Here is a 12,019-nt window from a genome sequence, read left to right on the forward strand (position 1 = left end):
GCATCATGAACCCAGGCAGCACCCCGGGCACCACCCGGCGCACCGTTCTCGCGGGGGCGGCGGCGCTCGGCGCGGCCGTCGCCCTGCCGCTGACGCCCGCCGCGTCGGGCACCGCGCACGCGGCCGAGGACACCGCCGCCGCCCTGCGCACCCGCTGGCACACCCTGCTCACCGGCGGCCCCGGTCTCGACCCCGCCGACCCGCGGATCGCCGCAGCCGTGGCCCGGGTCGGCCGGGCCGCGACCACCGCGGTCAAGGGCCTCGACCCGAGCCGTACCGACGGGCTGTTCCCCGATCTGACCAGCACCGCGCTCTCCAACCACGTCACCACCTCGTTCAAGCGGCTCGCCACGGTCGCCACCGCGTGGGCCGTCCCCGGCACCCCGCAGTACGGCGACACCGCGCTGCGCGATCTGCTGCTGGCCGGCCTCGACTGGATGCTGACCAACCGTTACGGCCCCGAGCACACCCGGTTCGACAACGACTGGGACTGGGAGATCGGCTCCGCGCTCGCCCTCAACGACGCGACCGTGCTGCTGTACGACGTGCTCGGGGCGGAGCGGCTGGCCCGGATCACCGCGGCCGTGCGGCACTACACCCCCGACCCGAACCTCTGGCGGGCCGACCGGCAGATCGCGACCGGGGCCAACCGGGTGTGGATCTCCACCGTCGTCGCCGTCAACGCCGTGCTCCGCGACAACGGGGACGACCTGGCCCGGGTCCGTGACGCGCTCTCGGACGTCGAGGGCTCGGGCGCCAACAGCGTCCTGGCCTTCAACGACGCGAGCGCCGCCGCGGAGGGCACCGGCGAGGGCTTCTACTCCGACGGTTCGTTCCTCCAGCACTACAAGCACCCCTACAACGGCGGGTACGGCAAGGAACTGCTGAACAACCTGTCCCGGCTGCTGAACCTCCTGGCGGGCACGGCGTGGCGGGTCACCGACCCGGACCTCGACAACGTCCGGCGCTGGGTCGACGACGGCTTCGACCCGCTGCTGGTGCGCGGCGACGTGATGGCGTCGGTGTGCGGACGCGAGATCGCCCGCCCCAGCAAGCAGGGCCACGTCTCGGCGCAGACCGTCATCGAGGCGGTGATCCGGCTGATCCCGAGCTTCCCCGGCGAGGCCGCCGACCGGTTCACCGCCCTGGTCAAGCAGTGGATCACCGAGGACACCTACCGCGACTTCCTGGCCGTGACCGACCTCGCCTCGCTCGTCGCCGCCCAGCGGGTCCTGGCCTCCCCCGTTCCGGCGCGGGGGCCGCTGGTCGCGCACAAGCAGCACCCCCGGATGGACAAGGCGGCCCACCACCGGCCGTCCTTCGCCCTGGGCATCTCCGCGTACTCGTCCCGGATCTACAACTACGAGTCGATCCAGAACGAGAACCTGCGCGCCTGGCACCTCTCCGACGGCATGGTCCTGCTGTACACCGACGACCTCGGGCACTACAGCGAGGACTACTGGCCGACCGTCGACCCGACGCGCCTTCCCGGCACCACCGTCGTCGCGGGCCGGCAGGCGGACGGGGCGGGGCAGCGCACCACCAGCACCGCCGACTGGGCCGGCGGGACCTCGCTGCCGGGCACGACGCTCGGGGCGTACGGCATGGAGCTGCGCGCGTACGGGAGTTCGCTGCGTGCCCTGAAGAGCTGGTTCTGCCTGGACGACGTGATCGTCTGCGTCGGTTCGGGCGTCACCGCCGACGCGGGCACCGTCGAGACGGTCGTGGAGAACCGCAAGCTCCGCGACCCGGGGGCGGCCCTGCTCGTCAACGGCACGGCGGTCTCCCCGGACGCCGGCTGGTCGGCCCGCCTCGACAAGGTCCGGTGGCTGCACGTGGCCGGAACCGGCGGCTACGTCTTCCCCGAGCCCGCCACGCTGAACGGTCTGCGCGAGGAGCGCACCGCGACCTGGCGCGGGATCAACCTCAAGTACGGCACGGACACCCCGGTCACCCGCCCGTACCTGACGCTGTGGCAGGACCACGGGGCGGCGCCGGACGGGGCGGGCTACTACTGGCTCCAGGCCCCGGCGGCCTCCGCGGAACGCACCCGGCAGTGGGCGGCCGCTCCCCCGGTGGAGCCCGTCGCCCGCACCACCGCCGTGCACGCGGTGCGGCGCCGCGCGGACGGGCTGGTCGCGGCGAACTTCTGGACCGCGGGCACCGCGCAGGAGCTGTCCTCGGACGGTCCGGCCTCGGTCCTCGTGCGGCCGGACGGGAAGACGGTGAAGGTGGCGCTGTCCGACCCGACGCAGTCGCGCTCCTCGGTCGTGCTGGACCTGGCGCGGCGCAACCTGGACGTCGCCTCCGCCGACCCGGGCGTGAGCGTCGCCAGGACCGGCCGCGGCATCCGGATCACCGCCGACACCGCCGGGCGCCACGGCGCGACCCTCAACCTCACCCTGAAGAGGAGCTAGACCCTTGCTGTTCGACATGGATCTCGACCGGTTGCGCGCGTACCGGCCGGAGCCGGAGGAACCGGCCGACTTCGACGCCTTCTGGGAGAAGACCCTCGCCGAGACGGCCCGCCACGACCTGGACGCTCGGTTCGTCCCGTACGACGCCGGGTTCGCGACCGTCGATGTGTTCGACGTGACGTTCCGGGGCTGGGGCGGGCAGCCGGTGAAGGCGTGGCTGATGCTGCCGCGGACGCGTTCGGGCCCGCTGCCCGCCGTGGTGCAGTACATCGGCTACAACGGCGGCCGGGGCATCCCGTACTCCTGGCTGACCTGGAGCGCGCTGGGGTACGCCCATCTGGTCATGGACAACCGGGGCCAGGGCGGCGGCGGCAAGAACACCGCGGACACCCCGGACATCGGCCCCGACGGGCACGGCTCCTCCTCCCCCGGCTTCCTGACCCGCGGCATCGAGGATCCGTACCGCCACTACTACCGGCGGCTGATCACGGACGCGGTGCGGGCGGTGGACGCGGCGAAGGCCCACGAGGCGGTGGACGCCGCACGGGTGGCGGTGCTCGGGGGCAGCCAGGGCGGCGGGCTCGCGCTGGCCGTCGCCGGGCTGCGGGACGACGTCGCGGCGACCGTCGCCGACGTGCCGTTCCTCTGCCACTACCGGCGGGCCTCGCAGATCACGGACGCCGGGCCGTACGCGGAGATCGCCCGCTGGCTGTCCGGGCACCGCTTCCGGATCGACGAGGCGATGGAGACCCTGTCCTACTTCGACGGGGTCAACTTCGCGGCGCGGGCGAGCGCCCCGGCGTGGTTCTCCGTCGGCCTGATGGACCGGATCTGCCCGTCGTCCACGGTGTTCGCCGCGTACCACCGCTACGCGGGACCGGCCGAGATCGAGGTGTTCACGTACAACGGGCACGAGGGCGGCGCGGAGTACGACCTGCCGCGCAAGCTCGGCGCGCTGCGGGGCGTGTTCGGCCGGTAGTGGGGCGCGGGAGGGGGCCGGCGGTGGCCGGCCCCCTCCCGTCACCGGCCCAGGGCCGCCATCGCGGCGTTGTGGCCGGGCACCCCGCTGACCCCGCCGCCGCGCACGGCGCCCGCCCCGCACAGCAGCACGTTGGCGTGCGCCGTCTCCACTCCCCACCGCCCGGTCTCCCCGGTGGCGTACGGGAAGGAGAGGTCCCGGTGAAAGATGTGGCCGCCCGGCAGCCGCAGCTCCCGTTCGAGGTCGAGCGGGGTCTTCGCCTCGATGCACGGCTCGCCGTTCGCGTCGGACGCCAGGCAGTCGGTGATCGGCTCGTCCAGGTGCGCGTCGAGGGCGGCGAGGGTCGCCTTGAGCAGTTCGGCGCGCGCCGCCGCGTTGTCGGCGGCGAAGAGCCGGGCCGGGGCGTGCAGACCGAAGAGGGTCAGGGTCTGGTGACCACTGGCGGCGAGGTCGGGGCCGAGGATCGACGGGTCGGTCAGCGAGTGGCAGTAGATCTCGGACGGCGGGGTGGTGGGCAGCCGGCCCGCGGCCGCCTCCCGGTGGGCGGCGGCGAGCTGCCCGTACCCCTCGGCGATGTGGAACGTACCGGCGAACGCCCGGCGCGGGTCGACGGAGCGGTCGCGCAGCCGGGGCAGCCGGGTGAGCAGCATGTTCACCTTCAGCTGCGCCCCTTCGGCCGGGGCGGGAGGCTCCTCGCCGAGGAGGGCGGCGAGGGCCTGCGGGGAGGCGTTGACCAGTACCCGGCGGGCGGCGACGACGTGTTCCGCCTCCGGTGAGCGGACGGTGACCTCGGCCCGGGTCCCGTCGGTCTCGATCCGGGTCGCCTCGTGGTCGACCCGGATCTCCGCCCCGGCCTCGCGGGCGGCCCGGGCCAGTGCGTCGGTGAGCGCGCCCATGCCGCCGACGGGGACGTCCCAGTCGCCCGTGCCGCCGCCGACGACGTGGTAGAGGAAGCAGCGGTTCTGGATCAGCGACGGGTCGTGCGCGTCGGCGAAGGTGCCGATCAGGGCATCGGTGAGGACGACTCCGCGCACCAGGTCGTCGGTGAAGTTCTTCTCGACGGCGATGCCGATGGGTTCCTCGAAGAGCGTCCGCCAGGCCTCCTCGTCACCGATCCGCCCGCGCAGTTCGGCACGGTCCGGCAGGGGTTCGGTGAGCGTCGGGAAGACCCGTTCGGCGACCTGCCGCGTCATGCCGTAGAAGCGCTGCCACGCCCGGTACTCCCGGTCCGAGCCGGTGAGCGCGGCGAAGGACTCCCGGGTGCTCTCCCCGCCGACGAGGAGCCCGGTGGCGCGGCCGTCGCGCACGGTGGGGGTGTAGGAGGAGACGTCCCGCTTGCGTACGGCGAAGTCCAGTCCGAGGTCGCGGACGATCTTCGGCGGCAGCAGGGACACCAGGTACGAGTAGCGCGACAGTCGGGCGTCGACCCCGGCGAAGGGGCGGGTGGAGACGGCTGCTCCCCCGGTGGCGGCCAGCCGTTCCAGGACGAGGACCGACTGTCCGGCACGGGCGAGGTAGGCGGCGGCGACCAGTCCGTTGTGGCCGCCGCCCACGATCACTGCGTCATAGCTGTCGGGTGCGGGCATGGCCCTTCGTAGCACGGCACGATCACACCTGGCCAGGGGTCGCGGCGCCGGGGTCCTGCTGTCCGCGGCGCAGCGCCGCGACCTGTCGGTACAGTTCGACGGCCTCCGTCCCCCGGCCGAGCTGCTCCAGGCAGTGCGCCTCGTCGTTGCGGGCGGCGAGGGTGTCGGGGTGGCCGGCGCCGAGCAGCCGCTCGCGGACCCCGGCGACCTGGCGGTAGGCGGTGAGGGCGTCGGCCCAGCGGCCCAGCCAGCCGAGGCCGACGGCGACCTCCCGGCGGCTGACGAGGGTGTCGGGATGATCGGGGCCCAGCACCCGTTCCCGGATCGCGCACACGTCCCGGGCCTCGGCGAGCGCCTCCTCCCAGCGGGCCAGGCGCCCCAGGTTGACGCCCAGGCCGTGGCGGGCGCGGAGCGTCTCGGGGTCGGTGGGGCCGCCCACCCGGGTCCGGTCGTCGACCAGGGCGCGGTACAGCTCCAGCGCCTCCTCGCTGCAGCCCATGCGGCCGAGGCCGATGCCGACCTCGTAGCGGGCGGAGAGCGTGTCGGGGTGGTCGGCGCCGAGCGACCTCGCACGGCCCCGGGCCACTTCCCGGTAGGTCTGCAGGGCCTGCGGCCAGCGGCCCAGCCGGCCGAGCGTGTACGCCACCTCGTACAGCGTGACCAGGGTGTCGGGGTGCTCGGCGCCGAGGAGCCGGGCACGGGCCGAAGCCACCTCCTTGGCCATGCGGTACGAGTCCTCCAGGCGGCCGAGCCTGCCGAGGTTGAAGGCCAGGTTGTGGCGGCAGCGCAGGGTGTCGGGGTGGTCGGGGCCCATCGACCGTTCCCGTGAGGCGAGGACCTCCGCGTACACCTGGTGGGCCTCGAAGTGCCGGCCGAGCCGGCCCAGCACGTACGCCGTCTCCTGGCGGGCGGCGAGGGTGTCGGGGTGATCGGGGCCCAGGACGCGTGCGCGGCCCCGGGCGACCCGGTCGAACTCCCGCAGGGCGTCCGGGGCGCGCCCGGTGCGGCTGAGGGCGAAGCCGATCTCGTACCGGCTGGCGAGGGTGTCGGGGTGGTCGGGGCCCAGGGCGTGTTCCCGTTCGGCGGCGACCGCGCGGTGCACCTCGCCTGCTTCCTCCCAGTGGCCCAGCCGCCCCAGGTCGAGGCCCGCGGCGTGCCGGCCGGCGAGCACGGAGAGCAGCTCCGGCGACGGGGTCGGGCGCCCGACCGCGACCGGCGGCAGTTCCCCGGTGAGGTCGCGCAGGTCGGTGCCGGTGGTCCACTCGCCGGTGAGGCCCGCGGAGTGGTCGGGCAGGGCGACGGGCAGCCGGGGGCCGGCCGCCTTGTGCCCGGTGGTCATGCCGCGGGTCCAGGCCGGCAGCCGCTGCCCCGGGCGCACGACCGGGACGGGCGGCGCGAGCCACACCCGCCCCGGAAGCTCCGGTCCCGGCCGTTCGCCGGTGCGGCCGATGACGATCCGCTGTTTCAGGTCGCCCGCGTCGACGGGCCGTTCCTCGGGGGTCTTGGCCAGCAGTTCCAGGACGACGCGGTCGAAGAAGTCCGGGAGCTCGGCCCGGTGGGTGCGCGGGGGCCGGGGCTGGGTGTCGCGGTGCCCGACCAGGATCGCCCAGGAGTCCCCCATGTCGAACGGCGGTGCCCCGGTGGCGATCTCGTACAGGACGCAGCCCAGCGAGTAGAGGTCGCTGCGGTGGTCGATGTCGCCGCCGCTGATCTGTTCGGGCGACATGTAGTGCGGGGTGCCCATCGCGATGCCCGTGCCGGTGAGGCGGGAGGAGCCCATGTCGTGGCCCAGTCTGGCGATGCCGAAGTCGCAGATCTTCACCGTGCCGTCGGTCAACCGCATGATGTTGGCGGGCTTGAGGTCGCGGTGCACGATGCCCTGCCGGTGGGTGTAGCCGAGGGCGTCGGCCACCTGTTCCGCGATGTCGACGACGTCGGCCACCGGCAGCGGGTGCTGTTCGTTGTCCTCCAGGAGCTGGCTGAGGTTGCGGCCCTCCAGGAGCTCCATGACCAGGTAGAGGACGCCCTCGTGCTCGCCGAAGTCGTGGACGACGGTGACGCCGCGGTGCTGGAGCGCGGCGGCGACGCGGGCCTCGCGGCGGAAGCGTTCGCGCAGGACGCGGGTGAAGGACTGGTCGTGCTGCGGCCCCACCGGCTTGAGGCACTTGACGGCGACGTGCCGGCCGAGCGACTCGTCACGGGCGCGCCACACCTCGCCCATGCCTCCGCGCCCGATCAGATCGAGCAGCCGGTACCGGCTCTGGATCAGCCTGGTGTCCGCCATCGTCTGCTGTCGCCCCCGTCGTTCCGCCTGTCGCCCACTGCTGTGCCCTCCCCGGCCCGTCCAGTATGGCTGCCCGGCTGCTCGGTTTGTACGGGGTGGCGCGGTCGTCGGGGTCGAGTCGCACGATGGTGGCTGTCGCTCGGGCGGGGCCGGGGCGGCCGGAGGGAGGCTCCGTGTGCACGTGGGCGGCCCGGACCGGGGCGCGCCGCGCTGGTGCGGGCGCCGGCCGCCGCCCCGCGCCGACCGGGGCCGGGGCGGCCGGAAGCGGTCGGTCCGGTCACTGTCCCCTCAGTGACCGCAGCGGATCGTGCTCGGTGCGGGAGCGGTCGGACCAGAGCCGGGTGGCACGGGTGTCCGGGGTGTAGGACGGCCAGGCGGCGCCCGGATCGAGGTCGCCGACGAAGCGGACCCAGGCGCCGTGGATCTCGTCGGCGAGCCGTTGCGGCGGGGCGTCGCCGAGCGCCTCGCGGACCCCTGCGGCGTCCAGCAGGTCGAAGACGAAGGGCAGGTCGCAGCAGTGGTGCGCCAGGCCCGCGAAGGCGGGCGCGGTGGCCCGCCACTCGAACTGGTACAGCCAGGTGGGGTGCCCCGCGCGGGCGCGTCCCTCGGCGATCGCGAGGGCCGGTTCCCGGAAGATCTTGTCGGTGAGGGCCGCCCCCACCCCGGCGGGCCGCATCCCGTGGAACTCGTGCGCGGTGAACCCCAGCATCAGCGGGACGCCCGCCCCGGCCGTGCCGTCCGCGAGCGCCTCGGGCACGGGCCTCGGGACGAGTCCGCCGTCCGCGAAGGGGGCGAGGAGCAGCAGTGGCCCGTCCGCTCCGTCCGCCCCGGGTTCGCACAACCGGTCCTGGAGACGCAGCAGTTCGTCGTCGGTGACGTCGCGGAGGGCGGCGGCGGTCGCGGGCAGGCCGGTGCGGGCGGTGAACCGTGCCGACACGGCCCCGGCGGTGTCCCTGTCCTGGGGCCGCATGACCGCCCCGGAGGCCGAGACGGCCGCGCGGAACAGGCCGCGGGCCGAGGGGGTGGCGAGCAGGGTCTGCACCGCGCCGCCGCCGGCCGACTGCCCGGCGACGGTCACCCGGGCCGGGTCGCCGCCGAACGCCGCGATGTTGTCGCGCACCCATTCCAGGGCGGCGATCCAGTCCCGCACCCCTCTGTTGTCGGGCGCGTCCGGGAGGTGCAGGAAGCCCTCGATGCCCAGCCGGTAGCCGACCGACACCAGGACCACCCCGTCCCGGTTGAACGCCGCTCCGTCGTACCAGGGGCCGGCGGCCGATCCGGCGACGAAGCCGCCGCCGTGGATCCACACCAGGACCGGCAGCGCGGCCCGCGGGTCGGCGGACGGGGTGAACACGTTGAGGTTCAGCACGCCCTCGCCGGGGATCGACGGTTCGGGGATCGTGGTGACCTCCGCGAAGGCGCGGCGCTGCGCGGTCGGCCCGTACGCCGTGGCGTCCAGCGGCTCCGTCCACGGGTCCGGTGCCACCGGCGACGCGAAGCGCAGTGCGCCCACGGGCGGTTTCGCGTAGGGAACGCCGAGGAAGCGAAGGGTGCCGTCGGCCCGGCGCTCCCCTCGTACCGGGCCGGCCCCGGTGGTGACGACGGTGGTGGTGTCGGGCATCGGTGTCGGCTCCTGGAGGGGTGCGGCGGGCGGGGTGCCGGTGGTCAGCTGTCGAAGCCGAGGCCGAAGCGGTCGAGCGCCTTGAGCCACACGTTGCGGCGGCCCCGGTTGCGGTCGGCGCGGGCCATGGACCACTGGGTGATGCCGATGCCGACGGCGCGGACGGGTTCGGGCGGGAACGGCAGGGGCTTGCGGCGGACGAGTTCCAGCTCCGTGCGCTCGGTGCGGTCGCCCGCGAGCAGGTCGAGCATGGTCTCGGCGCCGAAGCGGCTGGCGCCGACCCCGAGGCCGGTGAATCCGGCCGCGTAGGCGACCTTCCCCCGGTGGCTCGTGTCGAAGAAGACGCAGAACCGCGTGCTCGTGTCGATGGCCCCGCCCCAGGTGTGCGTGAACCGGACCCCTTCGAGCTGCGGGAAGGTGGTGAAGAAGTGCCGGGCGAGGGTGGCGAACGTCTCGGGCCGCTGGTCGTGTTCGGCGCGTACCCGGCCCCGGTAGTGGTAGACCGCGTCGTAGCCGCCCCACAGTATGCGGTTGTCGGCGGAGAGCCGCACGTAGTGGAACTTGTTGGCGCAGTCCGAGAAGCCCTGGCGGTTCTGCCAGCCCACGGCGGCCAGTTGCTCCTCGGTCAGCGGTTCGGTCATCAGCGCGTAGTCGTACACGGGGACGGTGTACGGGCGGTGGCGCCGGAGCGGGGACGGGTACGCGTTGGTGGCGAGCGCGACCCTGCTCGCGGTGACGCGGCCGTAGGGGGTGCGGACGGCGATCACCGCGCCGTGCTCGTCGAGCCCGGTGGCGGGCGTGTGCTCGTGCACCCGGACGCCGAGGTCGAGGCAGGCCCGCCTGAGCCCCCAGGCGAGCCGGGCGGGGTTGACCATCGCCACGTCCCTGTTCCACATGCCGCCGAGGAACGTCGGCGAGTCGATCTGTGCGCGGACGGCCTCGGCGTCGAGCAGGAGCGGATCGCCGCCGTACCGGGCGGACGCCTCGGCCGTCTCCGCCAGGCCGTCGAGCTGGTAGGGCTCGGTGGCGACGTCGAGGGCGCCGGTGCGTTCCCAGGAGCAGTCGATGTCGTACCGGGTGACGGCTTCCTCCATCGCCCGGAGGTTCTCGCGGCCGAGCCGTTCGAGCCGTCCGATCTCGTCGGGCCAGCGCTCCAGGCCGTTGCCCAGCCCGTGGGTGAGGCTGGCCTCGCAGAATCCGCCGTTGCGGCCGGATGCGGCGCCGCCGACCCGGTCGGCCTCGATGAGCACGACGTCGGCGCCCGGGTCGCGTTCCTTGGCGACGAGGGCGGTCCACAGGCCGGTGTAGCCCCCGCCGACGACGAGCAGGTCGCAGCGGGTGCCGCCGACGAGCGCGGGCCGGGGCTCCGGCCGCTGCGGGTCGTCGAGCCAGAACGGGGCCGGGGCGGCGTCGGCGAGTGAGGCGAGAGGGTTCACGGGTGGCGCTCCTTCGGATCACGGAGGCGGCCGGAGCCCGGCCCCTCCGAAGTACCGCCCATGAGACTCCGTCGGCGCCTTCAACGTCAATGGTGTTGACATAAGCCTGGGCGGGTCGGCTATCCCTCGCCGGACGCGGGCTTGAGCGCCGCCACCGCGTCGAGCATCAGCTCCAGCGCGAAGGGGTAGCCGCTGCCCCTCATGTCCGCGGCGAGCAGCGGGAAGGCGGCGGCGATGTGCGGGTGCGTGTCGGGGGTGAGCCTGCCGTACGCCTCCTGCCAGACCTCGTTGTCGGCCGCCTGGGCGGCCGGCGGCAGGGCGAGGGCCGCGGCATCCTGGGCCGCGAAGGCCAGGGCCTGGTCCACGAAGGCGTGGTAGATCCGCACCGCGAGCCCGTCCGGGAAGCCCGCCTCCCGCAGCACGCCCAGGATCGTCTCGACCGCGCGCATCTCGTGGGGGCGGCCGGTCGTCCGGTGCGCCGCGAGCAGGGCGGCCTGGGGGTTCGACCGGTACGAGTCGTGGATGCGCAGGCCGATGGCGCGCAGGTCCGCCCGCCAGTAGCCGGTCGGGGTCCAGCCCTGCTGGGCGCGGCCGATCAGCTCGTCGGCGACGGCGAGCAGCAGGGCGTCGGTGTTGCGGAAGTAGCGGTACAGCGCGCTGGGGTCGGCGCCCAGCGCGGCGCCGAGCCGCCGCACGGAGAGCGCCTCGGCGCCGTGCCGTCCGATCAGGTTCAGCGCGGTCCGGACGATCAGCTCCTCGGAGAGCACCGCGCCCTGCTTGGTGGGCCTGCGGCGCTGCCGCCGGCCTTCGGGAACCACCCGTTCCGTCATGTCCCGACCTTACGTCAACACCATTGACGTGTGAAGCGTCACCCTGTTCCATGACGGCCGTCGCCGCTTCCCGGCGCCCCGCACCCCCTTCCCGACGCCCGTCGCCCCGCGCCGACCGCCGTCCCACCCGTTCTGGAGCAGCCCATGACCGCAGCCGATCTGGTCTTCACCCACGGCCCCGTATTCACCGCGGACCCGGCCCGCACCCGGGCGTCCTCGCTCGCCGTGGTCGGCGAGCGGATCGCGGCCGTCGGTCACGACGAGGTGCGCGAGCTGATCGGCCCACGCACCGAGGTCGTGGACCTGGCCGGGAAACTGCTGGTGCCCGGCTTCCAAGACGCCCATGTGCACGCGGTGGGCGGCGGCTCGGAGATGGCCGAGTGCGATCTGACCGGCACGGTCGGGGCCGCCGCGTACCTGGACCTGATCGGGACGTACGCGAAGACGCACCCCGACCACGAGTGGATCACCGGGGGCGGCTGGTCCCTGGACAGCTTCGAGGGCGGGCTGCCCACCCGGCAGCTGCTGGACACGGTCGTCGCCGACCGCCCGGTGCTCCTGTCGAATCTGGACCACCACGGCGCCTGGGCGAACACCCGGGCGCTGGAGCTGGCCGGGGTCACCGCCGGCACCCCCGACCCCGCCGACGGCCGGATCGAGCGCGAGCCGGACGGCACCCCCAGCGGCATGCTCCAGGAGGGCGCCACCGTGCTCGTCGCCCGGCTGGTCCCGGCAGCCACCGCCGCGGACCGGCTCGCCGGACTGCTGCGGGCCCAGGGGCTGTTGCATTCCCTGGGCATCACCGGCTGGCAGGACGCGCTGCTCGGCGAGTTCGGCGGCAGGCCCGACCCGTCGGACGCCTACAT

At 74.3% G+C, this 12,019-nt stretch carries 8 protein-coding genes; 3 read left to right on the forward strand and 5 right to left on the reverse strand.

Annotated elements, in window-relative coordinates:
- Window positions 1–5 precede the first annotated feature (5 nt).
- Window positions 6–2,417, forward strand: coding sequence for a polysaccharide lyase 8 family protein (locus ABZZ04_RS11305; RefSeq protein ID WP_356931940.1), 2,412 nt, complete (start codon window positions 6–8; stop codon window positions 2,415–2,417).
- A gap of 4 nt (window positions 2,418–2,421) precedes the next feature.
- Window positions 2,422–3,396, forward strand: a complete 975-nt coding sequence (locus tag ABZZ04_RS11310) for an acetylxylan esterase (RefSeq protein WP_356931941.1) — start codon at window positions 2,422–2,424, stop codon at window positions 3,394–3,396.
- A 41-nt stretch (window positions 3,397–3,437) separates the two neighbouring features.
- Here the strand turns inward: ABZZ04_RS11310 and ABZZ04_RS11315 are convergent, their stop codons facing one another.
- The 5 genes from ABZZ04_RS11315 to ABZZ04_RS11335 form a co-directional block, all read right to left on the reverse strand.
- Window positions 3,438–4,982, reverse strand: coding sequence for an NAD(P)/FAD-dependent oxidoreductase (locus tag ABZZ04_RS11315; protein WP_356931942.1), 1,545 nt, complete (start codon window positions 4,980–4,982; stop codon window positions 3,438–3,440).
- A 22-nt stretch (window positions 4,983–5,004) separates the two neighbouring features.
- Entirely contained in the window at window positions 5,005–7,266 is a 2,262-nt protein-coding gene (locus tag ABZZ04_RS11320) for a serine/threonine-protein kinase (RefSeq protein ID WP_356931943.1), read from the reverse strand.
- Between the two features lie 277 nt (window positions 7,267–7,543).
- A complete protein-coding gene (locus ABZZ04_RS11325; protein WP_356931944.1) occupies window positions 7,544–8,887 on the reverse strand; it encodes a carboxylesterase family protein in 1,344 nt (447 codons plus the stop codon).
- 44 nt (window positions 8,888–8,931) lie between these two features.
- The gene (locus ABZZ04_RS11330) at window positions 8,932–10,323 is read right to left on the reverse strand and encodes an FAD-dependent oxidoreductase (protein WP_356931945.1); all 1,392 of its coding nucleotides are present in this window, start codon (window positions 10,321–10,323) and stop codon (window positions 8,932–8,934) included.
- A gap of 119 nt (window positions 10,324–10,442) precedes the next feature.
- Window positions 10,443–11,153: a TetR/AcrR family transcriptional regulator gene (locus tag ABZZ04_RS11335; protein ID WP_356931946.1), complete on the reverse strand. Its 711-nt coding sequence runs from the start codon at window positions 11,151–11,153 to the stop codon at window positions 10,443–10,445.
- 144 nt (window positions 11,154–11,297) lie between these two features.
- Here ABZZ04_RS11335 and ABZZ04_RS11340 point away from each other — a divergent pair.
- On the forward strand, window positions 11,298–12,019 hold a 722-nt coding region (locus ABZZ04_RS11340; RefSeq protein ID WP_356931947.1), incomplete at its 3' end, for an amidohydrolase family protein.

The sequence above is a fragment of the Streptomyces sp. NPDC006435 genome (genome assembly GCF_040612315.1).
GTDB lineage: Bacteria > Actinomycetota > Actinomycetes > Streptomycetales > Streptomycetaceae > Streptomyces.